Genomic DNA, 26,419 nt, shown 5'->3' on the forward strand with positions numbered 1-26,419 from the left:
CCGTCGTCCTTCAGGCTAATTAGCCAAACGCGCCAATAAAGACTCACCCAATGAGGAGACCGCGGTTACGCGCGCCTCACGCCCTTGTGCCTGATACTCGAGGTGAATTTCAACATCCGGGTCCGGCAGTACTCCCGTGCCCTGCTGCGGCCATTCCACCAGGCAGATAGCATCGTCAGTAAAATAATCGCGGATCCCCATAAACTCGAGTTCCTCAGGATCCGCCAGGCGATAAAGATCGAAGTGATAGACCATCAAATTCTCGAGACTGTAAGGCTCGACGAGGGTGTAGGTTGGGCTTTTAACGTTGCCACGGTGACCGAGAGCCTGAAGGAAACCGCGGCTAAAGGTGGTCTTACCCGCCCCTAAATCGCCATACAAATAGATGACCGTCGCGCCAGTGCATGCCTGCGCGACGCGGTTGCCAAGGCTTAAAGTCGCCTGCTCATCGGGTAAAGGAATCACTCGGTTAATCATGGTCTACGTCAATCACATCCGGGTTAACAACACGCCTGAGCGTGGAAAAAAGATCGGTCGCCAGCATTCCGCGGGTGCCGTGTCTCGCCGCCAGCCGATCGGCGGCTTCGCCATGAGCAACGCATCCGGCGCAGGCAGCATCATACGGCGCCAGGCGCTGGCCTAACAACGCAGCGATAATGCCGGTCAGCACATCGCCCATCCCGCCGCTGGCCATTCCAGCATTACCGGCGTCAATAATGCCCATTTCGCCGGTTTCGCTCGCCACGACCGTACCTGCACCTTTCAGCACCACGATGCCACCATAACGTTTTACCAGACGTTGTGCAGAATGTAAGCGATCGCTTTCAATTTCTGCCACACTCACGTTCAGCAGACGGGCGGCTTCGCCGGGATGCGGCGTCAGCACGCGATTGTGACGTTTATCGGGATTGATTGCCAGCAGGTTCAGCGCATCCGCATCCCAGACCATCGGTTTGCGAAAATTCTCCGCCTGGCGCACCGCATTCTTACCCCACTCGCTCTGACCAAGACCCGGCCCAATCGTGACGACATCCGCCCATTGCAGGCTTTCCTCAAGCGCGCGGGATGACAGTTCATGGACCATCAGCTCCGGCCTGGCGGTCAGAACGGGGGCGATATTGTCCTTATGAGTCAGGACGCGCACCAGCCCGGCGCCCGCGCGCAGCGCCGCTTCCCCGCTCATGCGAATGGCTCCCGCCGTACCCGGTTCGCCGCCAATAATCACCAGCTTACCGTGATCGCCTTTGTGCGATGTTGGGCGTCGCGGCGGCAGCCAGTCGGGAAGCTGCGAGGCATCGAATCGACTGATTGCCGTCGTCTGGCCTGCCAGCCAGCGCTCAAGCCCTAAAGCGTGATGATGCAGGCGGCCCACGACATCGCGGGCTTTGCCGGTCAGCAGCCCCGGCTTAAGCGCGATAAACGTGATGGTATGAGCAGCATGGATAACCGCGCCTGGCGTCGTACCTGTCTGCGCGTTCAGACCAGAGGGAATATCGAGCGCGACAACCGGCGCCGGATGAGCGTTAGCATGCGCGATAAGCTCAGCGACGTTTTCCCGGGGCGCGCTCTGTAGCCCGGTACCGAGCAGGCCGTCAATAATCAACGTGATATCTTCAGGCCAGGCGATGTTCGCGGCGTGAATCGTCCCGCCGGCGTTAAGCCACTCTTCACGCGCCAGGCTGGCCTCTTCCGGCAGCGGCTTCTCACTCTCCAGCGCCAGCAGCGTAACCTGAATCCCGCGCGCCTGCGCCAGGCGAGCCACCACGTAGCCGTCTCCGCCGTTATTACCGTGGCCGCAAAGAATCAACCAGTGCTGGCTTCCTGGATACTGTACGCAGGCAAGTTCAAAAGCCGCTTCGCCCGCACGGCGCATCAGCTCATATAACGTCAGCCCAAGGGCATCCGCCGCCTCTTTTTCCGCCCGCCGTAGCGCCTCCGCCAGCCAGATGATATGTGGTATACTGTCGGTGTTTTTCGTCATCGTATGGTCCATCATGTCACAGCCCCTCGATCTCAATCATTTAGCGCAGCAAATCAAACAGTGGGGCACAGAGCTGGGGTTCCAGCAGGTCGGTATTACCGATACCGATCTCAGCGCCAGCGAACCTAAACTACAGGCGTGGCTGGATAAACAATACCACGGCGAAATGGAGTGGATGGCGCGCCACGGCATGATGCGCGCGCGCCCTCATGAACTCCAGCCCGGTACCTTACGCGTGATTAGCGTGAGGATGAACTATCTGCCCGCTAATGCCGCATTCGCCCGCACCCTGAAAGATCCCGCGCGGGGTTACGTTAGCCGTTACGCCCTCGGAAGGGACTATCATAAGCTGTTACGTCATCGCCTGAAAAAATTAGGTGAGATGATTCAGGCGCAGTGTGCTTCGCTCAATTTTAGACCCTTTGTCGATTCCGCGCCGATTCTTGAACGCCCTTTAGCCGAAAAAGCGGGGCTGGGATGGACAGGTAAGCACTCACTTATCCTCAGCCGCGATGCCGGCTCGTTCTTTTTCCTCGGCGAGCTGCTTATCGACCTCCCTCTTCCCATCGACCAACCCGTCGAGGAAGAGTGTGGGCGCTGCGTGGCCTGCATGACTATCTGCCCAACCGGCGCCATCGTCGAGCCCTATACCGTCGACGCCCGGCGCTGTATCTCCTATCTGACGATTGAACTGGAAGGCGCCATCCCGGAAGAGTTCCGCCCGCTGATCGGTAACCGCATTTACGGCTGCGATGATTGCCAGCTGATTTGCCCGTGGAACCGCTTCGCGCAGCTGACCGATGAAGATGATTTCAGCCCGCGCAAGGCGCTGCATGCCCCTGAGTTACTGGAGCTTTTCACCTGGAGCGAGTCATATTTTCTAAAAGTGACGGAGGGATCGGCTATTCGCCGTATTGGCCATCTGCGCTGGCTACGTAATATCGCTGTCGCGCTGGGCAATGCGCCCTGGGATGAAGCCAACCTCAAAGCGCTGGAGAGCCGCCGGGGTGAGCACCCACTTCTCGATGAACACATCGAGTGGGCGATGACGCAGCAAATGGCAAAACGAAATGCCAATGTGGTTGAGGTGCAATTGCCCAAGAAGCTACGGCTGGTCAGGGTGGTTGAAAAAGGACTACCGCGCGACGCCTGATTCATTCACAGGGTGTGAATAAAAATAAAAACACATTGCGTTTCAACGGGCAGACGTTCGTCAAGTGATCGGATTAACACTTTGAAATGAAATTTAATTCTTATATTTCAGTTATATATAAAAATACTATTTACATAGTGAAGTGTTTTTCTGAGAAAAGACGAAAGACTAACCTGTGGATAACTCTGTTCACAGTATTTTCAGGACATCGCGAAAAGCATTCATGACGCGTAGTTGCGCTGTGGATAAACTGGATATGAGAAGAAATTTTGGAGCGGGAAACGAGACTCGAACTCGCGACCCCGACCTTGGCAAGGTCGTGCTCTACCAACTGAGCTATTCCCGCTTGGGTGTGGTAACTTTCAAATTTTGGAGCGGGAAACGAGACTCGAACTCGCGACCCCGACCTTGGCAAGGTCGTGCTCTACCAACTGAGCTATTCCCGCTTGGGTGTGGTACTTTCAAATTTTGGAGCGGGAAACGAGACTCGAACTCGCGACCCCGACCTTGGCAAGGTCGTGCTCTACCAACTGAGCTATTCCCGCATACTTCTGGCCATATTTCTATGGCGTCGTGATTTGCATTTCTGCTTCGTCACGGGAGGCGCATTATACGAGAATTCGATTTAGCTGCAACCCCCCTGAACGCAATTTTTTTCGTTTTTGGTTTAAGTGACCACTTTATCACCACATCCAGGCCTGATTTGTCTAAATAAACAGCAAATGCCGCAAAATGACTTTTTCCGGGCTCGCTAAAGGCGCAAAATCGCTCAAGTTTACAGGCGGATATCGCCCGCTGACGGTCAACAACGATGATAACCAGGGAAATAAAATGAAAAAAGCGCTTACCGTCCTGCTGCTGGCCACGCTTGCCACAGGAACAGCATCGGCAACAACGCTACATTTTGGGACAACGACGGCCAATCCGCCGTTTGAAACCGTCAGTGGCAAAAACCAACCCACGGGTTTTGATATCGACCTGGCCAATGCGCTGTGCAAGCAGATGCAGGTTGAATGCAAATTTACTCCCCAGGGGTTCGATACCCTCATCCCGGCGCTGCGCTTTAAGAAATTCGACGCCGTGATTGCCGGTATCGAAGTGATTCCGATGCGGGAAAAACAGGTCGCGTTCAGCCATCCCTATCGTCAGGCGCTGTCCGGCGTAGTGGTCACAGCGAAAGACGCCGCCCATACCTTTGCCGATCTGAAGGATAAAAAACTCGGCGTCGTGAAAGGCACCCTTCATCAGCGCTATCTGCGGGACAAACAAAAAGCCGTGCATGCGGTGCCTTACGACAGCGACGAAAGCGCCCTGCGCGCGCTTAAAGAAGGCGTGATTAGCGGCGTGATGGGCGATCAGGAGACGTTAACGAAATGGCTCCAGGATAACCCCGACTACGCCATGATGGACGAACGCGCCACGGATCCCGGCTACTACGGTAAGCAGTACGCCATTGCGGTACGTAAAGACGATCCTGAGCTGCTGAATAACCTCAATGCCGCTCTGGATGTCGTAAAGGCCTCGCCGGAATTCCAGGCGATGGAACAGAAGTGGTTTAAATAATCAGACGTCATGCCGGGGCGCTTCTGGCCCCGGCATAAACATTAAAGCTTGATGAAGTGCTCGCGGTAGTAAGCCAGTTCCGCGACCGACTCGCGAATATCGTCCATCGCCTGGTGCGTCCCCTGTTTCTTAAAACCGTCAAGAATTTCCGGTTTCCAGCGACGAGCCAGCTCTTTCAGCGTGCTGACGTCGAGGTAACGGTAGTGAAAATAGGCTTCCAGCTCCGGCATATATTTAAACAGGAAGCGGCGATCCTGGCCGATGCTATTGCCGCAGATTGGCGACTTACCCGCCGGTACCCATTTTTTGAGGAATTCGATAGTCGCCAGTTCGGCTTCACGATCGCCCTGGGTGCTCGCCTTCACCCGCTCCACCAGCCCGCTGCCGGTATGGGTACGCACGTTCCACTCGTCCATCAACGCCAGCTGCGCATCTGACTGGTGTACCGCAATCGTCGGCCCTTCCGCCAGAATGTTCAGATTCGCGTCGGTCACCAGGGTGGCGATTTCGATGATGCGATCGCGCTCCGGATCCAGCCCCGTCATTTCAAGATCGATCCAAATCAGGTTGTTTTCATCTGCACTCATGTTATTTTCCACCCTTCTTACGTCACTATATTCATCTAAAATAGCGTGTATCATAGAGGTTTTGCCCGTACAGGGCGACCAGGAGCCAGTTCGATTGAGTAAAAATAAACTCTCCAAAGGCCAACAGCGCCGCGTGAAGGCCAACCACCAGCGCCGCCTGAAAACGACTTCGGAGAAGGCCGATTTTGATGACAACCTGTTCGGTGAGAAATCCGAAGGGACCGTCATTAGCCGCTTTGGCATGCATGCCGATGTCGAATCCGCCGACGGTAGCGTCCACCGTTGCAATATTCGCCGAACTATTCGTTCGCTGGTTACCGGCGATCGCGTGGTCTGGCGCCCGGGCAAAAGCGAAGCTGACGGCGTCAACGTCAAGGGTATCGTCGAGGCCGTACATGAACGAACTTCCGTACTGACGCGTCCGGATTTCTACGACGGCGTCAAACCTATCGCCGCCAATATCAATCAGATTGTTATTGTCTCCGCGATTTTGCCTGAGCTTTCTCCGAATATTATCGACCGCTATCTCGTGGCCTGCGAAGCGCTGAACGTTGAGCCGCTGATCGTACTCAACAAGATCGATCTGCTGGATCAGGAGAGCATGGCCTTCGTCAACGAGCAGATGGACATTTATCGCCATATTGGTTATCGCGTATTGATGGTTTCCAGCCGCACGCAGGATGGCCTGAAGCCGCTTGAAGAGGCGCTCACCGATCGTATCAGTATTTTTGCCGGGCAGTCCGGGGTAGGCAAATCCAGCCTGCTGAACGCGCTGCTGGGCCTGCATGATGACCAAATCCTTACCAATGACGTTTCGGACGTCTCAGGACTGGGGCAACACACCACCACGGCCGCGCGCCTGTACCACTTCCCGCACGGCGGCGATGTGATTGATTCGCCGGGCGTACGCGAGTTCGGTCTGTGGCACCTCGACGCGGAACAAATCACCCACGGCTTTGTCGAATTCCATGATTATTTAGGCCGTTGCAAATACCGCGACTGCAAGCACGACGCTGACCCGGGCTGCGCCATTCGCGAAGCGGTGGAGAAAGGGGAAATCGCCGAAAGCCGATTTGAAAACTACCACCGCATTCTGGAAAGCATGGCGCAGGTACAGGTAAAAACGCGTAAAAGCTTTTCATCATCTGATGACTGACATTTAACCTGAGCATCGTTAGAATCGTCCCCCTTTTTCAGGTCCCGCTGTTGCGCGGGGCCAGGAACGACAAATAATGGCCTGGAGGCTACCTTGTTAAACGATCTTAAACTTTCACTGCAATACATTCTGCCTAAACTGTGGCTCACCCGCCTCGCAGGCTGGGGTGCGCGCAAGCGAGCAGGCTGGCTGACAAAGCTGGTCATCGATCTGTTCGTGAAATATTACAAGGTCGATATGAAAGAGGCGCAAAAGCCTGACACCGCCAGCTACCGCACCTTTAACGATTTCTTCGTTCGCCCGTTGCGCGATGACGTACGTCCGTTAAACACCGACCCGAGCGTGCTGGTGATGCCTGCCGATGGCGTCATCAGCCAGCTCGGCGCCATTGAAGACGACAAAATTTTGCAGGCCAAAGGTCACAACTACAGCCTGGAAGCGCTGCTGGCCGGTAACTACCAGATGGCCGACCTGTTTCGTAACGGCAGCTTCGTCACCACGTATCTGTCACCGCGCGATTACCACCGCGTGCATATGCCGTGCAACGGTATTCTGCGCGAAATGATCTACGTGCCGGGGGACCTGTTCTCCGTAAACCATCTGACCGCGCAAAACGTACCGAATCTTTTTGCCCGCAACGAGCGCGTCATCTGCCTGTTCGATACTGAATTCGGCCCCATGGCGCAGATCCTCGTCGGCGCCACCATCGTCGGCAGCATCGAAACCGTATGGTCCGGTACCGTGACGCCGCCGCGTGAAGGCGTCATTAAGCGCTGGACCTGGCCCGCCGGCGATAGCGAAGGCTCCGTCGCCCTGCTTAAAGGCCAGGAGATGGGCCGCTTTAAGCTGGGCTCCACGGTGATCAACCTATTTGCGCCAGGCCAGGTGACGTTGGTTGAGCAGTTACACAGCCTGTCGGTCACCAAAATAGGCCAGCCGCTGGCAACCGCGCCTGAAGCCGTAGCGCCGGTCGAGCCCGCTCCGCTGGCAGAGGAAGAAGTCCGCGCTGAACACGCCGCCAGTCCGCTGGTTGACGATAAACAAGACGAAGGTTAATTCCTGAAAGAAAAAGGTTACGCCGTGCGCCTGATATACACTTTCCTGCTGGCCTGGTGCCTCAGTTTTGGGGCGTACGCAGCGACAGCCCCGGATGCTAAACAGATAGCTCAGGAACTGGAACAGGCGAAGGCGGCGAAGCCCGCCCAGCCTGAGACCGTCGAAGTCCTGCAATCTGCCCTCAACGCCCTTGAGGAGCGTAATGCTTCCCTTGAGCGCGTCCGTCAGTACCAGGACGTTATCGATAACTTCCCTAAACTGTCGCAAACCCTGCGCGCGCAGCTCAATAATCTGAGCGATGAGCCGCGCCAGGTCTCTACTACCCTCTCCTCTGATGCGCTGAACCAGGAGATTCTCCAGGTCAGCAGCCAGCTGCTGGAAGCCAGCCGTAAAGCTCAGCAGGAGCAGGATCGCGCCCGGGACATCGCCGACTCGCTTAACCAACTGCCGCAGCAGCAGAGCGATGCCCGCCGCCAGCTGAACGAGGTTGAGCGCCGGGTTGGCGCGCAAAATAGCAATACGCCGCTGGCGCAGGCGCAGAATCTTGGTCTGCAGGCGGAGTCCGCGCGGCTGAAAGCGCTGGTCGATGAGCTCGATCTGGCCCAGCTCTCCGCCAATAACCGTCAGGAACTTTCACGGTTGCGCTCCGAGCTGGCGCAGAAAGAGAGCGAACAGCTCGACGCCTGGCTACAGGCGCTGCGTAATCAGCTAAATAATCAACGACAGCGCGAGGCGGAGAAAGCGCTGGAAAGCACCGAACTGCTGGCGGAAAACAGCGAAAACCTGCCGCCGGATATCGTGGCGCAGTTTAAAGTTAACCGCGAGCTGTCGCAGGCGCTCAACCAGCAGGCGCAGCGGATGGATCTGATCGCCTCGCAGCAGCGCCAGGCGACCAATCAAACCCTGCAGGTGCGTCAGGCTTTAAACACCCTGCGCGAACAGTCCCAGTGGCTGGGTTCTTCCAATCTGCTCGGCGAAGCCCTGCGCGCGCAGGTTGCGCGGCTGCCGGAAATCCCGCGACCGCAGCAGCTGGATACCGAAATGGCGCAGCTGCGCGTGCAGCGTTTACGCTATGAAGATCAGCTCGGCAAACAGCCGCAGCTAAGACAAATTCGTCAGGCGGATGGGGAACCGCTCACCAGCGAGCAGAACCGTATTCTGCAGGCTCAGATGCGTACGCAGACTGAGCTGCTCAACTCCCTGCTGCGCGGTGGCGATACGCTTATGCTCGAACTGACCAAGCTAAAAGTCGCTAACGGTCAGCTTGAGGATGCGCTTAAAGAGATCAACGAAGCTACCCACCGCTATCTGTTCTGGACCTCCGACGTCAGCCCAATCGGCTTCTCATGGCCGCTGGAGATCGTTCAGGACCTACGCCGTCTGATCTCGCTCGATACCATGAGCCAGCTCGGCAAAGCCAGCATGATGATGCTGACCAGCAAAGAGACCCTGCTGCCGCTCTTCGTCGCGCTCATTCTGGTGGGGTTCAGCATCAGCTCGCGCCGCCATTTCACCAGCTTCCTTGAGCGCTCCAGCGCGCGCGTCGGCAAGGTTACGCAGGATCACTTCTGGCTCACGCTGCGCACGGTGTTCTGGTCAATACTGGTGGCCTCGCCGCTGCCGGTACTGTGGATGACGCTGGGCTATGGCCTGCAGGCCGCCTGGCCTTTCCCGCTGGCGGTCGCCATTGGCGATAGCGTCACCGCCACGGTGCCGCTGCTGTGGGTGGTGATGATTTGTGCCACGTTCGCCCGCCCGAACGGCCTGTTCGTCGCCCACTTCGGCTGGCCGCGTAGCCGCGTCAGCAAAGCGATGCGCTACTACCTGATGAGCATCGGGCTGATCGTGCCGCTGATTATGGCGCTGATTACCTTCGATAACCTCAACGATCGCGAGTTTTCCGCCTCGCTGGGCCGCCTCTGCTTTATGCTGATTTGCGGCGCGCTGGCGATGGTGACCCTGAGCCTGAAACGCGCCGGAATCCCGCTGTATCTGGATAAAGAAGGCAGCGGCGACAATATGCTGAACCGGCTGCTGTGGAATATGCTGCTCGGCGCGCCGCTGGTGGCGATGCTGGCGGCGGCGATCGGCTATCTCGCCACGGCGCAGGCGCTGCTCGCCAGGCTCGAAACCTCGGTCGCCATCTGGTTCCTGCTGCTGGTGGTCTATCACATCATCCGCCGCTGGATGTTGATCCAGCGGCGCCGCCTGGCGTTCGATCGCGCCAAGCACCGACGGGCGGAGATCCTCGCCCAGCGCGCACGTGGCGAAGAAGAGGCTCAGCATACCAGCAGCCCGGAAGGTTCAATGGAAGCCGAGGTCAGCGAGGTCGATCTGGATGCCATCAGTACCCAGTCGTTGCGTCTGGTGCGCTCCCTGCTGATGCTGATCGCGCTGGTGTCGGTTATCGTGCTGTGGTCAGAAATCCATTCCGCGTTTGGCTTCCTGGAGAATATCTCGCTGTGGGACGTCACCTCTACGGTACAGGGCGTTGAGAGCCTGGAGCCGATTACCCTCGGCGCGGTGCTGATTGCCATCCTGGTGTTGATTATTACCACCCAGCTGGTGCGCAATCTGCCCGCGCTGCTGGAACTGGCGATCCTCCAGCATCTGGAACTGACGCCGGGCACCGGCTACGCCATCACCACCATCACGAAGTATCTGCTGATGCTGATCGGCGGTCTGGTCGGCTTCTCGATGATTGGCATTGAGTGGTCCAAGCTACAGTGGCTCATTGCCGCCCTCGGCGTCGGTCTCGGTTTTGGCTTGCAGGAGATCTTCGCCAACTTTATCTCCGGCCTGATTATCCTGTTTGAGAAACCGATACGGATTGGCGATACGGTCACTATTCGCGATCTCACCGGCAGCGTGACGCGTATTAATACTCGCGCCACGACTATCAGCGACTGGGACCGTAAAGAGATTATCGTGCCGAACAAGGCGTTCATCACCGAACAGTTCATCAACTGGTCGTTGTCGGATTCCGTGACCCGCGTAGTGTTAACGGTGCCTGCGCCGGTGGATGCCAATACCGAAGAGGTGGCGCAGATCCTGTTAAATGCCGCGCACCGCTGTTCGTTGGTTATCGATACCCCGGCGCCGGAAGCGTTCCTCGTTGACCTACAGCAGGGGATCCAGATTTTCGAGCTGCGTATCTACGCCGCCGAAATGGGTCACCGTATGCCGCTGCGCCACGAGATGCATCAGCTGATTCTGGCCGGGTTCCGCGAGCACGGTATCGATATGCCGTTCCCGCCGTTCCAGATGCGCCTGGAGAGCATCGATGGCAGAAAAAGCAGCAGAGCGCTGACCTCGGCAGGGAAAACCAGCCGCACGCCCGGCAGCCTGTAAGAACGGCCTTGCCTGAACACAGGCAAGGCCAGAACGATCGCACTACCGGACAATCAACCATACCGCCGTACATCGGCGGTCATCCCCGTCAATGTCCTGCAGGAAAGTGGAAAGGAAGATCAGGCGCGGTCGACGGTAAACGAGATAACGTCGCCGATGCTTTCTGCGCCCAGCGCCAGCATCACCACCCGGTCAACGCCCAGCGCTACGCCGGAACAATCCGGCAGCCCGGCTTCCAGGGCAGCCAGCAGATGATGATCGATGGGCTGCTGCGGCAGGCCGCGAGCCGCACGCTTGCGGTTATCCTGCTCAAAACGCTGCCGCTGTTCGCGGGCGTCGGTGAGCTCATGAAAACCATTAGCCAGCTCAATGCCTTTGTAATAGACCTCGAAACGTTCCGCTACGCGATGATCTTCAGTGCTGATTTGCGCCAGTGACGCCTGGCTGGCCGGGAAATGATAGATAAACGTCGGACGATCTTTACCAATATGCGGCTCGACGCCCATGACAAAAAGTAGCTGAAGCAGCGTGTCCCGATCCTCTTCCGTATCGGCAATATTGCTCAAATCGAGCTTCGCCGCCACTTCGCGCAGCTGCGTTTTATCTGCCGACAGCGGGTCGATTTCCAGATGACGCAGGAAGGCTTGCTGATAAGAGAGGCTTTCGGCCGGCTGGCAGTCGAGTACCTGCTGTAGCAGATCGTCTACTTCGTTGATTAGCCGGTACATGTCATAGCACGGACGATACCACTCCAGCATGGTGAATTCCGGATTATGGTGACGCCCCATCTCTTCATTACGGAAGCTACGGCATAGCTGAAACACTGGGCCGCAGCCGGCCGCCAGCAGGCGCTTCATGTGATATTCCGGGCTGGTCATCAGGTACAGGTTCAGCCCCTGAGAGTGGCCAGGACCAACGAAACGCGTCTCAAACGGGACCATATGAATATCCGTCACCGTCGCCTGACTCATGCAGGGCGTCTCCACCTCCAGCACGCCGCGGTCGGTAAAGAAACGGCGAATTTCCGCCATCACCGCTGCACGTTTTAACAGATTTGGAATGGATGCGCTCGGCTGCCAGGTTGCCGTTTCGCTCATGGTACTTTCTCCGATTTGAAACAAGGGCACGAAGTCTACTCGTAACTGGCAGATGAAACAAATTTTGTGCGAATGCGTAAACGCGTTACATACACTTAATTTATTGATAACCCAAAAGCATAAAGCAAGCAGATAAACAACCGCACAGAACGATAAAAAAATCGAACACGTCAATTTTCCCTTATGACCCTACGGCTATACTCCTTACCTATAAAGGAGCAGTGATACGTTTTCGCCAGCCCGGCGGCGAAATAAACAAAAACTGGAGGAATGTCGTGCAAACTTTTCAAGCCGATCTTGCCGTAATAGGCGCAGGCGGAGCAGGTCTTCGCGCCGCAATAGCCGCCGCGCAAGCTAATCCAAATGCTAAAATCGCTCTAATTTCAAAAGTCTATCCTATGCGCAGCCATACCGTTGCTGCTGAAGGGGGTTCCGCTGCCGTCGCGCAGGATCATGATAGCTTTGAGTACCATTTCCACGACACCGTTGCAGGCGGCGACTGGCTGTGTGAGCAGGACGTCGTTGACTACTTCGTTCATCACTGCCCGACGGAAATGACCCAGCTCGAACAGTGGGGATGCCCGTGGAGTCGCCGCCCGGACGGCAGCGTCAACGTCCGGCGATTCGGCGGCATGAAGATCGAGCGAACCTGGTTCGCTGCCGATAAAACCGGCTTTCATATGCTGCACACCCTGTTCCAGACCTCGCTTCAATTCCCGCAAATCCAGCGCTTCGATGAGCATTTTGTTCTGGATATTCTGGTGGATGATGGCCAGGCTCGCGGTCTGGTCGCGATGAATATGATGGAAGGTACGCTGGTGCAAATCCGCGCCAACGCGGTCATTCTGGCGACCGGCGGCGCAGGACGCGTGTATCGCTACAATACCAACGGCGGTATCGTCACCGGCGACGGTATGGGTATGGCGCTCAGCCACGGCGTACCGCTGCGCGATATGGAGTTCGTGCAATATCACCCCACCGGTCTCCCGGGTTCCGGAATTCTGATGACGGAAGGCTGCCGCGGCGAAGGCGGTATTCTGGTCAACAAGAACGGCTACCGCTATCTGCAGGATTACGGCATGGGTCCGGAAACTCCGCTGGGCGAACCGAAAAATAAATATATGGAGCTGGGCCCGCGCGATAAAGTATCCCAGGCTTTCTGGCACGAATGGCGTAAGGGCAACACGATCCCCACGCCGCGAGGCGATGTGGTCTATCTCGATCTGCGCCATTTGGGCGAGAAAAAGCTGCTTGAACGTCTGCCGTTTATCTGCGAACTCTCGAAGGCCTACGTTGGCGTCGATCCGGTGAAAGATCCCATTCCGGTACGTCCGACCGCGCACTACACCATGGGCGGGATCGAAACCGACCAGCAGTGTGAAACCCGCATCAAAGGGCTATTTGCCGTGGGCGAATGTTCTTCGGTCGGCCTGCACGGCGCCAACCGCCTTGGCTCCAACTCCCTGGCGGAGCTGGTAGTGTTTGGCCGTCTGGCCGGAGAACAGGCCATGCAGCGCGCAACCGAAGCGGGCGAAGCCAATAGCGCCGCGCTGGACGCGCAGGTCGTCGATATCGAGAACCGCCTGAAAGATCTGGTTAATCAGGAAGGTAACGAGAACTGGGCCAAGATTCGTGACGAAATGGGCCTGTCAATGGAAGAAGGCTGCGGTATCTACCGTACGCCGGAGCTTATGCAGAAAACGGTTGATAAGCTGGCCGAGCTGCAGGAGCGCTTCAAGCGCGTGCGTATCACCGACACCTCCAGCGTGTTCAATACCGACCTGCTGTACACCATCGAACTGGGCCATGGCCTGAACGTCGCCGAATGTATGGCGCATTCCGCCCTCGCGCGTAAAGAGTCCCGCGGCGCGCATCAGCGTCTGGACGAAGGCTGCACCGAGCGTGACGACGTCAACTTCCTCAAGCATACCCTCGCCTTCCGCGATGCCGACGGTAATACCAGTCTGGAGTACAGTGATGTGAAAATCACCACTCTGCCGCCGGCAAAACGCGTGTACGGTGCGGAAGCGGAAGCAGCCGAGAAGAAGGAGACGACGAATGGCTGAGATGAAAAATATGAAAGTCGAAGTGGTGCGCTACAACCCGGAAGTGGACATCGCACCGCACAGCGCTTTCTATGAAGTTCCCTACGATGAGCAAACCTCACTGCTTGATGCCCTGGGCTACATCAAGGACAACCTCGCGCCAGACCTCAGCTACCGCTGGTCCTGCCGCATGGCGATTTGCGGTTCCTGCGGCATGATGGTGAACAAGGTGCCAAAGCTGGCCTGTAAAACTTTCCTGCGCGAATACACCAAAGGTATTAAAGTCGAGGCGCTGGCCAACTTCCCAATCGAGCGCGATCTGGTGGTCGATATGACCCACTTTATCGAAAGCCTGGAAGCCATTAAGCCGTACATCATTGGCAACCCGCGCACGCCCGATCAGGGCCCGAACACGCAGACGCCGGCGCAAATGGCCAAGTACCACCAGTTCTCCGGCTGCATCAACTGCGGCCTGTGCTATGCGGCCTGTCCGCAGTTTGGTCTTAATCCGGAGTTTATCGGCCCGGCGGCGATCACCCTCGCCCATCGCTACAACGAAGACAGCCGCGACCACGGTAAAAAGGAACGTATGGCGCAGCTTAACGGCCAGAATGGCGTCTGGACATGTACTTTCGTAGGCTACTGCTCCGAAGTCTGCCCGAAACACGTCGACCCGGCGGCCGCGATCCAGCAGGGCAAGGTAGAAAGCTCGAAAGACTTTCTTATCGCCACCCTGAAACCACGCTAAGGAGTGCTGTATGACGACTAAACGCAAACCCTACGTGCGGCCGATGCCGTCCACCTGGTGGAAAAAGCTGCCGTTTTATCGCTTCTATATGCTGCGTGAAGGAACGGCGGTACCCACGGTCTGGTTCAGCATCGTGCTGATTTACGGGCTGTTCGCACTGAAGCATGGCGCGGAGAGCTGGGCGGGCTATATCGGTTTTCTGCAAAACCCGATTGTCGTGATCCTGAACCTGATCACGCTTGCAGCCGCGCTGCTGCATACCAAAACCTGGTTTGAGCTGGCGCCGAAAGCCGCCAATATTATCCTTAAAGGCGAGAAAATGGGGCCAGAGCCAATTATTAAAGGGCTTTGGGTCGTCACTGCGGTCGTCACCGTGGTGATCCTGTTTGTCGCGCTGTTCTGGTAAGGAGGCTGGAATGATTAATCCCAATCCAAAACGTTCGGATGAGCCGGTATTCTGGGGGCTGTTTGGCGCTGGCGGCATGTGGGGAGCGATTATCGCCCCCGTCATTGTGCTGCTGGTAGGTATTATGCTGCCGCTGGGCCTCGCGCCTGCTGACGCATTCAGCTATGAACGCGTACTGGCTTTTGCCCATAGTTTTATTGGCCGTGCATTCATTTTCCTGATGATTGTTCTGCCGCTGTGGTGCGGGCTTCACCGTATTCACCATGCGATGCACGATTTGAAAATTCACGTACCCAACGGTAAGTGGGTCTTCTATGGACTCGCGGCGATTCTGACCGTCGTCACCCTCGTCGGCATATTGTTCATCTAAACGGATAGCCGTACGCGGCTTTTACCTCAGCTGCAATAAGCCCGGTAGCATTCTGTTACCGGGCTCGCTTCTCAAGAAAATTCTGCCGCATTTTTCCTGCCTGACTCTACACTTAGCTTAAAACTGGCAAGGAAAAAATTATGCGTCTGCTACCCGTTATTGCGGTTGTTGCCGCTTCATTTCTGCTTGTAGCCTGTACTACGCCGGCACCGCCTCCTGGCGTAACCGTGGTTAGCCCCTTCGACGCTCAACGCTATCTTGGTACCTGGTATGAGATTGCCCGCTTCGATCACCGTTTTGAAAGCGGCCTGGAAAAAGTCACCGCAACGTATAGCCTGCGCGATGATGGCGGGCTGAACGTGGTAAATAAAGGCTACAACCCCGATCGGGGTATGTGGCAAAAAACCGATGGCGTAGCTTATTTTACCGGGGAACCCACTCGCGCCGCGCTGAAGGTCTCATTTTTCGGCCCCTTCTATGGCGGTTATAGCGTGATAGCGCTGGATAAGGATTATCGCTACGCGCTGGTTTGTGGACCCGATCGCGACTATCTCTGGCTACTTGCGCGCACGCCGAAAATCCCGCCGGAAGTGAAGCAGCAGATGCTGGATATCGCTACCCGGCAAGGATTCGACGTGAGCAAACTACTATGGGTCAATCAGCAGTATTAATGCGCGCTCATTTTCAGGCCAATGATGCCAATCACAATGCACGCCAGGCTGGCAATGCGCATCGGGCTGGCGGATTCGCCCAGCAGGATAATACCCGTCACGGCTGCGCCGACCGCGCCTATTCCGGTCCAAACGGCGTAAGCCGTCCCTACGGGCAACGTTTTCATCGCCCATGACAACAGCGCCATGCTGATGACCATGGCGGCAATCGTTATCACGCTTGGCACCAGGCGGCTAAAACCGTGGGTATATTTCAGACCGACTGCCCAGACGACTTCCAGCAGACCAGCGATAAACAGAACTAACCAGGACATATGGCTCCTTTGATGGGGCCGTCCCCAGATGTGAAACGCTTACAGGTCGTCCCGTAAGGCAGATGATATTTCACAGGAATTATACACGACGTGACTAAGGTGAGGAAGAACGGTACGACCAGCGGCCGTACCGCTATGGTCTATTGCTGAGCTTTGGTCGCGGCGCCCGAAATCGCGCTGCCGCCTTCTGAAATATCCTGACCAACACCGCGCGTGGTGTTACATGCAGTCAGTACAGAGGAAAGAGCCAAAACCGTAAAGAACGCTGCAATCGCTTTTTTTACCATAATGTCATCCTTATTAACCAGTTTTAGTTATCGTGCTCTATAAGCATAGACAAACTGGTCCAGGATGAGGGAAACGCGGCGATTTTTAAGAGAAAAAGAGGTTAAAAGGATTGAGCCAAACGGAGAAACTAATTGTGAATGAGGATTTCCTGATGAAATCAGGTTAACTGGCAGCATGAGAAATGACATGGCCCAGACTTTGGATATCTTCACCGACGCCGCGAGCCGTATTGCATCCGGCCAGAAGAGCGCAGCTTAGTAATAATAGTAGTACCGGAAGTTTTAATTTATGAGCCATCTTCCCTGCCTGCGTCTACGCTCGGTAGAGGGCGCAGCGAAACGCTGCGCCAACCATCTCAGCGCATAAATTACTTCACGCGGGATACGTATTCGCCAGAGCGAGTATCCACTTTGATGACTTCGCCGATCTGTACGAACAGCGGAACCTTAACCACGGCGCCAGTGGAGAGAGTTGCAGGTTTACCGCCGGTACCAGCAGTATCGCCTTTCAGGCCTGGATCGGTTTCAACGATTTCCAGCTCAACAAAGTTCGGCGGCGTAACGGAGATTGGCTGACCGTTCCACAGAGTCACAATACATTCAGCCTGATCCAGCAGCCATTTAGCGTTGTCGCCAACGGCTTTAGCGTCAGCGGCCAGCTGTTCAAAAGTAGAGTTATTCATGAAGTGCCAGAACTCACCGTCGTTGTACAGGTAAGTCAGGTTCATATCGACAACGTCCGCGCCTTCAGCAGAATCCGTAGACTTGAAGGTTTTCTCTACACGGGTACCCGTCAGCAGGCGGCGCAGCTTAACGCGCGCAAAAGCCTGGCCTTTACCTGGTTTAACGAATTCACTGGCTTCAACTGCATAAGGTTCGCCATCCATCATGATTTTAAGACCGGCACGAAAATCGTTGCTATAGTAAGTCGCCATAAGGCCCTCTGAAACTTTGTTAATTGGTAGCTAAGCCACAAAATGGCGCATATTGTAACCCTAAATACCCCATCCAGAGAAGATTGGTTAACGCAACTTGCCGATGTTGTGACCAGTCCTGATGAACTGCTGCATCTTTTAAATGTAGACGCTGATGCGAATCTATTGGCGGGACGCGATGCCAGGCGCCTGTTCGCACTGCGTGTCCCGCGGGCATTTATTGCCCGTATGGAACCAGGAAACCCCAACGATCCACTTCTCCGTCAGGTACTTACCTCCCGGGAGGAGTTTGTTAATGCTCCGGGATTTACCACCGATCCGCTGGAAGAACAGCACAGCGTTGTGCCTGGTCTACTGCATAAATACAGCAACCGCGCGTTACTGCTGGTTAAAGGCGGCTGTGCGGTTAATTGTCGTTATTGCTTCCGCCGCCACTTTCCCTATGCTGAAAACCAGGGTAATAAGCGCAACTGGCAGATGGCCATGGAGTACATTGCGTCTCATCCAGAGCTGGATGAAATCATTTTTTCCGGTGGTGACCCGCTGATGGCGAAAGACCCTGAACTAGACTGGCTGCTTACGCAGCTGGAAGCCATCCCGCATATTAAGCGCCTGCGTATCCACAGTCGGTTGCCCATTGTGATTCCTGCGCGCATTACCGATACGCTGGTTGCGCGTATCTCTGCTTCATCGTTGCAGGTACTGCTGGTGAACCATATCAACCATGCTAACGAAATAGATGCGGCTTTTCGTACCGCGATGAAGAGTCTGCGTATAGCTGGCGTCACTTTACTTAATCAAAGCGTACTACTGCGCGGCGTAAACGATGACGCGCGCACGCTCGCCGATCTAAGCAATGCGTTATTCGATGCCGGAGTCATGCCTTATTACCTTCACGTTCTGGATAGAGTGCAGGGCGCAGCACATTTTATGGTCAGCGACGAAGAGGCGAGGAAGATTATGCGTGAACTGCTCACGATGGTATCTGGTTATTTAGTACCAAAACTTGCACGGGAAATCGGTGGTGAACCGAGCAAAACACCGCTGGATTTGGGCTTAAAACAGCGCTAATCAATATGTCTGCCGGGCCCGGCCTGGCAGACACTATCAGGATGCAGTCACTGACTGACATCAGAACGCAAATGCAACATTACTTCACGTGAAAAAATCAACCCAGCTAAATATTACATATACGTATAAAAGAATAGCCTAAGCACATATTAATTTTATTCATAATATTAAAGAAAGTATATTGGTTGCTATTAAGGCTACCAGTAGCAGCAAAAACCAGCCCGGCAAACTCAAAGCTGGCTGCTTATTATTATCATTTATATGTAACTCTGGAGGCCTTGCGGGGTTATCAAGCACCTTCCTTTCCGCCATGAGAGGAGCAACATTGCTTATTATCGGTATGTTTTCTAAATTTCCTGACTCTTCCTCATCGGTTCTGGACAAAAAATCAACGTGGGAATCTGCTGCCAAAACAAAGCCACGCTGCCGTACAGTAACAATGATATCTTGCGATAATCCAGCTTTTAGTAGTGACTTTCTTAATAGCGAAATATTTTGATAGAACGTATTTTGCGAGACAACAACGCCTCTCGTTTTCCACACTGTATCTAAAAACTCCTCACGAGATATAACTTTTCCATTGCTTTCCAGCAATAGTTGAAGACAACGCGCGGTAGGTGCATTTAGAGCAACGCTATCACCGTGCTCACCTAATGGTTTTAGCTTATTCACATTTGTATCAAAAATAACTTCATTATTAATGATATATTCGTTGAATACCATAATGTTATCCCTTCCTTTATTGGATATGTGAAATCACAACAAATAAACATAGAGTTCATCGTCAAAGGCCAGAAAATCCTTTTCACAACCGGAGTTAGTTGACTGCAGACAAAAAAACCACGTTATCCGTCCGACATGAACAAGATTAACATGTTATTTTTAGGCAAAGAGACGATGGCGCCATTATTATACTAGCCATCTTAAACCATTACTAAACAGACAACAAAACATGAACTAATGACAATTCAAGTTTTAAATAAATTTTAGATAAAATTCACATGCATTTTGCCCCCCTTCCATTTAAATTCGTCGTCGCTCAAGCCTATAAAGCCTGAAGACTGGCATAAGGACGAGCGAAAGGAAACGATAGGGCTCAGGCGCAGATAAAGGTCAGTCAGTCATTAACTACTAGTTAATTATTAACAATAGTTATAGTTGATAACCAAGCCAGGCATCTATTCAGGAATTTTTAAGCTTTTATAAATGGATTAAATAAATGAAAAAAACAATCGTAGCTGTAATGGTCGCTGCATCTGCAGTTCTGAGCGCACAGGCTTTCGCGGCAGGGAACAGTTCTCAACTGACAATTCTCGGCAACGTAACCAATACTGGTGAATCCTGTAACGTTACTCCATCAGCTCAGATCCAAGGCGGTTCCTTAACTCTGGATGATGTAAAAGCCTCTATCCTGGAAAGTCAGGGGGTTAACACTCCATATATGGCGCTGGCTAAAGATATTGAGTACAAAATCGAAGACTGTCAGAAAGGTGCAACTGATTACACTGGTAACCTGAACGTTACTGTAACTGGTGACTATATCAGCGGTCAGGATAATGTTCTGACTAACACCGCGGTTAGCCCAGCAACTAACGCCGCTGTAACCGTTATTAATACCGACGGTTCACGCGTTAGCTTTACTGGCACAACTGCAAAAACTATCGCTTATACCGCAGGCACTCCGTCTTATATGCGTTATAAAGCAGCATATGTTAAAACAGCGAACGGTGTAACCGAGGGTGCTGTTAAAGGTGTTGCAACCTTTACTATCAACTATTAATACTCAGCAGGGCTTACCACTGGTAAGCCCTATTATTGTATTCAGGGAATGAATTATGTTGAAGTCATCATTAAAAATAGTGGCAGCCTTTTCTCTTTCAGCTAGTTTTTTTGCCCATAGCGGTGTAGTCGTGGACTCTACACGACATCTTTTTAAAGAGGGCTCGAGAGAGATAAGCGCCAACCTGGAAAATAAAGATGACATTCCTTATTTAATCAAGTCATGGGTTGAGCCCCGTGAAGGTAGCCAAAACTCTCTTTTTATGGTGACTCCCCCACTTTTTCGTCTGGAAGCAAAACAGAAGAATACGTTACGAATATTTCCTAACGCCCATATAACCAATGCGCCTAAGGATCGAGAGACTGTTTACTATTTCAATGTTATGTCTATCCCGCCAACCAATGACGCGGATACTGATAAAAATAAGATTCAATTAGCTGTACGCCATAGAATGCGTCTTATCTACCGCCCATTGTCCTTACAGGATCTGACAGTCAACCAAGAAGCAAAAAAACTAGAGTGGCATAAATCAAGTAATAAAATCACGTTAAAAAATCCGACGCCATTCTTTATCTATTTTAAATCTATAAAAATCAATGGTAAGGAAATCAGTGGTTCCGTTAATAATATAGATGCATTTACTACCAAAGAATTCCCTTTGCCAGCTGGTGTTAATGGTTCAGAAATAGAGTGGAAAGTTGCTACTGACAATGGAGGCACGGGTTCTGCCTATTCATCATCAATATAATTTTGTTCTGTTCGATCGGCCAGGGTGAAAAGTATGTCTATTTTAATAAAAAAAAGGGATAGTGTTTTTTCTGGTGTGTCCCACACATTTTTCGTGCTTGTTCCTGCGTTAGCCCTCGGTTTGTGCAACAATGCCCTGGCGCGTGATTTCTTTGATCCTGATTTTATAAAATCAGTTGGTCAAAACGATCCCTCTTCAATACCGGACTTATCCTTATACGCATCGAAAGATGCTCAGGCACCGGGTGAATATCGCATTGATGTGATTTTAAATAACGACCTACAGGAAACAGCTGATATTCGGTTTGTCGAAAAAAAAGATCCTGCTTCGGGCGATTTGAAACTGGTTCCGTGCCTGAGCATGGCTAAGTTAATTAGCTATGGTTTACGCTCTGAAGCATTCCCGGCTCTAAAAGAGGACACTAACGGGTGTGTGGACTCGAGTATCATTCCTAACTTTACAACCGATTTTAACTTCAATACTCAACAGCTGATTATCTCTATACCGCAAGCAGCACTGTCAACTAAAGCACAAGGTTTTGTTCCTCCTGAAGAATATGATGACGGGATCAACGCATTGCTGACCAATTATCAGTTCAGTTCAGGCAAAGACTACGAGGCCAATAACGAATATTATAACCTTAACCTGCAGTCCGGGCTGAATATCGGGCCATGGCGACTTCGAAACCTTAGCACCTGGAATAAATCAGCAGGAGCGAAAAGCGATTGGGACTCCGTTTATCTGTATGCTCAGCGCAGCATCATTCCATTAAAGAGCACGCTGGTAATGGGGGAAAGCTCATCCCTGTCGAGCATTTTTGATAGCGTGCCCTTTACAGGGGTTCAGCTGGCGACAGACGAGGACATGATCCCGGAAAGCCTACGCGGTTTCGCGCCAATTGTTCGCGGCATTGCCAGAACTAACGCCCGTGTCGTTATCAAACAGAATGGTTATCAGATTTACCAGGCTTTTGTTGCTCCCGGTGCCTTTGAAATAACCGACCTCTACTCTACCGGCGGTAACGGCGATCTGTACGTTACCGTAGAAGAAGCCGATGGTTCCCGTCAAAACTTCGTCGTGCCATACGCTTCTCTGCCGCTGATGCTCAGAGAAGGCCAGATGGAGTATGAAATTACCAGCGGTCAATATCGTCCCTATGACGACAATATTGATGAAAAACCCTTTACGCAGGCCACCATAAGCTATGGCGCGTTAAGTAATACAACGTTTTATACCGGTATACAGGCAGCATCTAACTATCAGGCGCTGGCATTTGGCGTTGGGCAAAACCTTGGCGATATCGGCGCACTTTCAGCTGACGTCACCGAAGCGTGGTCTAAGAAGAAAGATGCGGATAAAACGTCCGGGCAGTCCTGGCGCATCCGATATGGTAAAAATATTATTGAAACCGGTACTAATATTACCGTCGCTGGTTATCGCTATTCAACTTCCGGCTTTAATACACTTACCGATGTGATGAATTCTTATAACAACCGTTATGGTGGTTATACGTCTCACTCGATACGTAACCGCACCAATATTACCGTCAGCCAAAGCCTGGGGGCTGGTTTAGGCAGTCTTTCCGTATCCGGCATATTCGAGGACTATTGGGATAGCAATCGCCACAACAACTCATTAAACGTTGGCTACAATGGTGGATTCCGTCGCTTTAACTATTATGCAGGTTATAGCTATAGCCGTTATTCCTGGGGCAGTAACGGCTCAAGCCGCACTGTAGAAGACGACCACGTAGTTTCCTTTAATATCACAGTGCCGCTAGGTGACTGGCTGCCGAACACCTATGCAACCTATAACGTGACTAACAGCAGCCCTGGATCTACAGATGAGTATGTATCTCTTAGCGGCGTAGCGCTGGAGAATCATAATCTGGACTGGAACGTTCAGCAAGGTTATAGCAACCGGGAAGATGCCAGCGGTGGCGTATATAGCAATTACCGTGGTTCAATGGGCTCAGTTAATGGTGGGTACAGCTATGGCAAACATAGCCAACTACTGAATTATGGCTTGAACGGCGGGATATTGGTTCATGCTGATGGCGTTACGTTAGGTCAGGAGATGTCCGAAACCTCCGTATTAGTCAAAGCGCCAGGTTTAGATCATGTTCGTCTCGAGAACGATGCAACCATTGAAACTGATTATCGCGGTTATGCTATTATCCCTTACGTCACACCATACCATCGTACCAGCGTGACCTTAGATAACACTACCCTGAGTGATAATATGGAACTGCCAAATACTACCCAAAAAGTAGTTCCTACTCGCGCGGCAATCGTACGGGCAAATTTCGAGGGAAATATTGGTCGTCGTGCGTTCCTGATACTGAAAAGGACATCGGGCGATAATGTTCCTTATGGTGCTACGGTAACCTTAACAGCAGATAAAAAGGCTCAAGCCAGTATCGTTTCTGATGGCGGCATGGTCTATCTGTCAGGCCTGAAAGATAATGGTGAAGTTTACGCTCAATGGGGAACTAAAACAGAGCAGCAATGTAAAGCGACATATAGCCTGGTACCGGTGATCGAAGGCATCACGCAAGCTACTGCTGTTTGCCGTTAATAGGGATAACGAATACTATGAAAAATTTATTTATTTTAGTTATTTTGATAAGCGGCATTAGCTGGCAAGCGCAAGCAAATTGTCAAAAGTATGGAAGTGGTGGTGGTGGAATAACGGTTAACTTCGGCACTACAGCCATCCTTGCTGACTCAACACTACCAAATGGTTCAATACTGGCTACTGCTGTTCGCGGTGGTAATGTTACTGATATTAAAACATATTCGGGTTGTGCTCCTGATGATATCTTTGTTATAAGAAGTACAAATGATATTGATACTGGCGTAACTGGAGTCCAGAATATGCCGGTTTACGCTACAGGAATTCCTGGCATCGGTTATCAAATGTCAGATATAACAATTGGCACAATTCGACGGCCTATTCCTGCCAAGTTGAACGATCCTATACCGGCCAACAGTCACACTTATTCTAAAACAAGTATTTCGGGACAAGTCACTGTTTGGTTAGTTAAAACAGGTCCGATTACAAAAAATCAATTACCTGGTTTAATTACTGTATATTTTTTAGCCGGAGCTCCAGGTTCCCAAACGCAAGGTACAGGTAACCCTAATAGTTCGCAATTATTAAAAATTAACATCAATCTAAGCTCTATAAGATTTAAAGAAACAACATGTAATGTTAACCCGCGAGGCGGGAGCACTGTGATGCTACAGAGTATAGATGTATCTCAGTTGAAAGCATTAGGGCAAGGAGCTGCCACAGGTAAACAGAAAAAAATAACATTAGACATTAGCTGTCCAGACTCAGAAGTAGGCCTTAACTATCTATACTGGTTCAACCCTATTACAGAGAACTCATCTACGACTGACGGTGTATTGCTAAACGCACTACCAAGTGGAGCAAAAAATGTTGGTTTTATAATTAAAAAAGGAGCAAGCCCAATTAAATTTTATGATCTGGATAGCTATGAGTACAGGAGTATGGCAAAAAACCAAACTTTAGAACTTACCGCTGATTACTATAAACTCTCAGATGATGTTTCAGTTGGCACTACCGGGGAGGTTAAAGGTCAATTCGAAATTATCCTCCAGGAAAAATAGCATCGTATAATAAGTACGCTACACCAATAGTGATTTTCATATCTTGGTGTAGCGTAGTAATTCTAAGAACACATTTACCCATTTAAACTAACTTATCCCCCTCTCCACGTAAAATAGCCACATTCATCAGTTCTATAAACAGCAATAAATCCAATAAATAAAACTCACGTTTTTAGTTAAGAGCGTTATATATCAAACCATTCATGATAGATAATTACTTAACTCAATATATATTCATTTCACAAAACAACGTAATGTGAATTGTGTAAGCTAGTACATGATGTAGTAAAATTCAATATGAACATGCAATAAATATATTGGAAATATTTTTTTATAGTCTATATTTCTCTGCGACCTATCGCGAATAGCATTATTGGTAGGTGTACATTTGCACGTATTACAATCAAAATAATCTTTTGATTGCACATGATATTAGTCCGTAGGAATATCACTAAAGGGAAATATAATGAAAGAACTAACTATTATTGAAATGAATGATGTTTCTGGTGCTTCACTCAAGGATTTTATTGCGGGAACCCAAGGTTTGGGTGAGGCAGTAATTGACAGCGCCATCGGTGGTGTAATTGGAGCCCTTGCATTTGCATCTGCTGGCGGTCTGCAGGGTGGGGTTACCGGTAGCGGTGCTGGCGGTGGCTTATTAGGATTTGGATTAGTATCCATCGCTGTCGGATCTATTTGGGGAGCCATTCACGGTGCCATTTATGGTGCCGTAGCAGGTATCTATAATGGTTCTGACTACGTTAACAAATATGCAGATATAATCGCAAATGGTGTACTGGATGGCACCGGTGGTGCCTATAAGCCTAATGGCTGGTTTTAATCTATAATTCTTAGATAAAAGTGATAATCACCTGAAGAACGACAGGTCATGAAAAACATTGATATATTGTTTATATCCTTAATAACCTTTCTATCAATGAATTGAATCGTTCATAATCAACAAATATATTTGGCTTATTAAATCAATAACACCAGCGGATATTATATCGCATTGTAATTGATTTATCATCGAGAGAATCTCTCAAGGAGAAAAAATGAAAGAACTGACTCTAACTGAAATGAATGATGTTTCTGGTGCTGGTCTTCAGCAGCTTATCGATGGAACCCAAAGTTTTGGTAGTGCTCTTGTTGATAGCGTCCTTGGTGGAATATTTGGCTTAGTTGCTTATTCAGCGGCAGGCGGCTTGCAGGGTGGCCTTACTGGTAATGGTAAAGGTGGCGGCATGCTTGGCATTGGCGTTATTAGTACCAGTATTGGCGCTATCTGGGGAGCAATCCAGGGTGGCATCTGGGGCGCTGTAATGGGCGTATACAGAGGTACTGAATACATTAATGATATGTCAACTGGCATCATTGAAGGTGTTCTTGATGGCTCTTCCGGCGCTTATAAACCGTCTTAATTTCTTTTAGTTTATAACTTAAAGCATACAGTTTTTACTGTATG

The 26,419-nt window shown here is 51.8% G+C and carries 26 protein-coding genes and 3 tRNA genes; 17 read left to right on the top strand and 12 right to left on the bottom strand.

The window, feature by feature from the left end; genetic code table 11:
• Window positions 1–15: 15 nt before the first annotated feature.
• Both tsaE and nnr read right to left on the bottom strand, forming a co-directional pair.
• Window positions 16–477, bottom strand: a complete 462-nt coding sequence (gene tsaE, locus GUC22_RS24545; protein ID WP_004871122.1) for a tRNA (adenosine(37)-N6)-threonylcarbamoyltransferase complex ATPase subunit type 1 TsaE — start codon at window positions 475–477, stop codon at window positions 16–18.
• Entirely contained in the window at window positions 470–1,981 is a 1,512-nt protein-coding gene (nnr, locus tag GUC22_RS24550) for a bifunctional ADP-dependent NAD(P)H-hydrate dehydratase/NAD(P)H-hydrate epimerase (protein ID WP_201746421.1), read from the bottom strand. The genes tsaE and nnr overlap by 8 nt, the downstream gene beginning before the upstream one ends.
• Window positions 1,982–1,994: 13 nt before the next feature.
• On the opposite strand from nnr, the gene queG reads away from it, so the two are divergent.
• Window positions 1,995–3,134: a tRNA epoxyqueuosine(34) reductase QueG gene (gene queG / locus GUC22_RS24555; RefSeq protein WP_024360250.1), complete on the top strand. Its 1,140-nt coding sequence runs from the start codon at window positions 1,995–1,997 to the stop codon at window positions 3,132–3,134.
• A 270-nt stretch (window positions 3,135–3,404) separates the two neighbouring features.
• Here queG and GUC22_RS24560 read toward each other — a convergent pair.
• The 3 genes from GUC22_RS24560 to GUC22_RS24570 all read right to left on the bottom strand — a co-directional run bounded on the left by GUC22_RS24560 (window position 3,405) and on the right by GUC22_RS24570 (window position 3,679).
• A tRNA-Gly gene (locus GUC22_RS24560) sits at window positions 3,405–3,480 on the bottom strand.
• A 24-nt stretch (window positions 3,481–3,504) separates the two neighbouring features.
• Window positions 3,505–3,580 (bottom strand) — tRNA-Gly (locus GUC22_RS24565).
• A 23-nt stretch (window positions 3,581–3,603) separates the two neighbouring features.
• Window positions 3,604–3,679 (bottom strand) — tRNA-Gly (locus GUC22_RS24570).
• A 286-nt stretch (window positions 3,680–3,965) separates the two neighbouring features.
• On the opposite strand from GUC22_RS24570, the gene GUC22_RS24575 reads away from it, so the two are divergent.
• Window positions 3,966–4,697, top strand: coding sequence for an arginine ABC transporter substrate-binding protein (locus GUC22_RS24575; protein ID WP_024360249.1), 732 nt, complete (start codon window positions 3,966–3,968; stop codon window positions 4,695–4,697).
• Between the two features lie 41 nt (window positions 4,698–4,738).
• On the opposite strand, the gene orn is transcribed toward GUC22_RS24575, so the two are convergent.
• Window positions 4,739–5,284, bottom strand: coding sequence for an oligoribonuclease (orn, locus tag GUC22_RS24580; protein ID WP_004097954.1), 546 nt, complete (start codon window positions 5,282–5,284; stop codon window positions 4,739–4,741).
• A 94-nt stretch (window positions 5,285–5,378) separates the two neighbouring features.
• On the opposite strand from orn, the gene rsgA reads away from it, so the two are divergent.
• From rsgA to mscM, 3 genes are all read left to right on the top strand, one after another.
• Window positions 5,379–6,440 (top strand): small ribosomal subunit biogenesis GTPase RsgA, encoded by a 1,062-nt coding sequence (rsgA, locus tag GUC22_RS24585; protein ID WP_004871132.1) that lies wholly within the window; start codon window positions 5,379–5,381, stop codon window positions 6,438–6,440.
• A 93-nt stretch (window positions 6,441–6,533) separates the two neighbouring features.
• Entirely contained in the window at window positions 6,534–7,496 is a 963-nt protein-coding gene (gene asd, locus GUC22_RS24590) for an archaetidylserine decarboxylase (RefSeq protein ID WP_049130784.1), read from the top strand.
• Between the two features lie 24 nt (window positions 7,497–7,520).
• Complete coding sequence (gene mscM / locus GUC22_RS24595; protein WP_024360247.1) at window positions 7,521–10,847, top strand: miniconductance mechanosensitive channel MscM; 3,327 nt, start codon at window positions 7,521–7,523, stop codon at window positions 10,845–10,847.
• Between the two features lie 119 nt (window positions 10,848–10,966).
• Here mscM and epmA read toward each other — a convergent pair whose 3' ends face one another.
• Complete coding sequence (gene epmA, locus GUC22_RS24600) at window positions 10,967–11,944, bottom strand: elongation factor P--(R)-beta-lysine ligase (protein ID WP_004117360.1); 978 nt, start codon at window positions 11,942–11,944, stop codon at window positions 10,967–10,969.
• A 275-nt stretch (window positions 11,945–12,219) separates the two neighbouring features.
• On the opposite strand from epmA, the gene frdA reads away from it, so the two are divergent.
• The 5 genes from frdA to GUC22_RS24625 all read left to right on the top strand — a co-directional run bounded on the left by frdA (window position 12,220) and on the right by GUC22_RS24625 (window position 16,184).
• On the top strand, window positions 12,220–14,010 hold the full coding sequence (gene frdA / locus GUC22_RS24605) for a fumarate reductase (quinol) flavoprotein subunit (RefSeq protein WP_049086631.1): 1,791 nt from the start codon (window positions 12,220–12,222) through the stop codon (window positions 14,008–14,010).
• Window positions 14,003–14,737 (top strand): succinate dehydrogenase/fumarate reductase iron-sulfur subunit, encoded by a 735-nt coding sequence (locus GUC22_RS24610; protein ID WP_004097940.1) that lies wholly within the window; start codon window positions 14,003–14,005, stop codon window positions 14,735–14,737. Before frdA ends, GUC22_RS24610 begins: the two co-directional genes overlap by 8 nt.
• A gap of 10 nt (window positions 14,738–14,747) precedes the next feature.
• Window positions 14,748–15,143: a fumarate reductase subunit FrdC gene (gene frdC, locus GUC22_RS24615; RefSeq protein WP_004871138.1), complete on the top strand. Its 396-nt coding sequence runs from the start codon at window positions 14,748–14,750 to the stop codon at window positions 15,141–15,143.
• A gap of 10 nt (window positions 15,144–15,153) precedes the next feature.
• Complete coding sequence (frdD, locus tag GUC22_RS24620) at window positions 15,154–15,513, top strand: fumarate reductase subunit FrdD (protein WP_004871139.1); 360 nt, start codon at window positions 15,154–15,156, stop codon at window positions 15,511–15,513.
• 140 nt (window positions 15,514–15,653) lie between these two features.
• Entirely contained in the window at window positions 15,654–16,184 is a 531-nt protein-coding gene (locus GUC22_RS24625; protein ID WP_024360245.1) for a lipocalin family protein, read from the top strand.
• Here GUC22_RS24625 and sugE read toward each other — a convergent pair.
• The 4 genes from sugE to efp form a co-directional block, all read right to left on the bottom strand.
• Window positions 16,181–16,498: a quaternary ammonium compound efflux SMR transporter SugE gene (gene sugE, locus GUC22_RS24630; RefSeq protein WP_004128029.1), complete on the bottom strand. Its 318-nt coding sequence runs from the start codon at window positions 16,496–16,498 to the stop codon at window positions 16,181–16,183. The genes GUC22_RS24625 and sugE overlap by 4 nt on opposite strands.
• A 140-nt stretch (window positions 16,499–16,638) precedes the next feature.
• Complete coding sequence (gene ecnB, locus GUC22_RS24635) at window positions 16,639–16,785, bottom strand: lipoprotein toxin entericidin B (protein WP_004097935.1); 147 nt, start codon at window positions 16,783–16,785, stop codon at window positions 16,639–16,641.
• A gap of 163 nt (window positions 16,786–16,948) precedes the next feature.
• Complete coding sequence (locus GUC22_RS24640) at window positions 16,949–17,083, bottom strand: entericidin A/B family lipoprotein (RefSeq protein WP_049250003.1); 135 nt, start codon at window positions 17,081–17,083, stop codon at window positions 16,949–16,951.
• A 70-nt stretch (window positions 17,084–17,153) separates the two neighbouring features.
• Window positions 17,154–17,720 (bottom strand): elongation factor P, encoded by a 567-nt coding sequence (gene efp, locus GUC22_RS24645; RefSeq protein ID WP_004097931.1) that lies wholly within the window; start codon window positions 17,718–17,720, stop codon window positions 17,154–17,156.
• Between the two features lie 42 nt (window positions 17,721–17,762).
• Here efp and epmB point away from each other — a divergent pair, with 42 nt between their 5' ends.
• Window positions 17,763–18,791, top strand: a complete 1,029-nt coding sequence (gene epmB / locus GUC22_RS24650) for an EF-P beta-lysylation protein EpmB (RefSeq protein WP_024360244.1) — start codon at window positions 17,763–17,765, stop codon at window positions 18,789–18,791.
• 159 nt (window positions 18,792–18,950) lie between these two features.
• Here epmB and GUC22_RS24655 read toward each other — a convergent pair whose 3' ends face one another.
• A complete protein-coding gene (locus tag GUC22_RS24655; protein ID WP_024360243.1) occupies window positions 18,951–19,514 on the bottom strand; it encodes a transcriptional regulator in 564 nt (187 codons plus the stop codon).
• A gap of 496 nt (window positions 19,515–20,010) precedes the next feature.
• Between GUC22_RS24655 and GUC22_RS24660 the strand changes: the two genes are divergently transcribed.
• The 6 genes from GUC22_RS24660 (at window position 20,011) to GUC22_RS24685 (ending at window position 26,375) form a co-directional block, all read left to right on the top strand.
• A complete protein-coding gene (locus GUC22_RS24660; protein ID WP_024360242.1) occupies window positions 20,011–20,571 on the top strand; it encodes a fimbrial protein in 561 nt (186 codons plus the stop codon).
• A gap of 55 nt (window positions 20,572–20,626) precedes the next feature.
• The gene (locus GUC22_RS24665; protein WP_024360241.1) at window positions 20,627–21,319 is read left to right on the top strand and encodes a molecular chaperone; all 693 of its coding nucleotides are present in this window, start codon (window positions 20,627–20,629) and stop codon (window positions 21,317–21,319) included.
• Window positions 21,320–21,352: 33 nt separating this feature from the next.
• Window positions 21,353–23,896: a fimbria/pilus outer membrane usher protein gene (locus GUC22_RS24670; RefSeq protein ID WP_024360240.1), complete on the top strand. Its 2,544-nt coding sequence runs from the start codon at window positions 21,353–21,355 to the stop codon at window positions 23,894–23,896.
• A gap of 17 nt (window positions 23,897–23,913) precedes the next feature.
• Window positions 23,914–24,954 (top strand): fimbrial protein, encoded by a 1,041-nt coding sequence (locus GUC22_RS24675; protein ID WP_032711106.1) that lies wholly within the window; start codon window positions 23,914–23,916, stop codon window positions 24,952–24,954.
• Between the two features lie 466 nt (window positions 24,955–25,420).
• Window positions 25,421–25,795: a hypothetical protein gene (locus tag GUC22_RS24680; protein ID WP_024360238.1), complete on the top strand. Its 375-nt coding sequence runs from the start codon at window positions 25,421–25,423 to the stop codon at window positions 25,793–25,795.
• A 214-nt stretch (window positions 25,796–26,009) separates the two neighbouring features.
• On the top strand, window positions 26,010–26,375 hold the full coding sequence (locus tag GUC22_RS24685) for a hypothetical protein (protein WP_098067034.1): 366 nt from the start codon (window positions 26,010–26,012) through the stop codon (window positions 26,373–26,375).
• Window positions 26,376–26,419 lie beyond the last annotated feature (44 nt).

The sequence above is a fragment of the Klebsiella sp. MPUS7 genome, assembly GCF_009905335.1.
GTDB lineage: Bacteria > Pseudomonadota > Gammaproteobacteria > Enterobacterales > Enterobacteriaceae > Klebsiella > Klebsiella grimontii.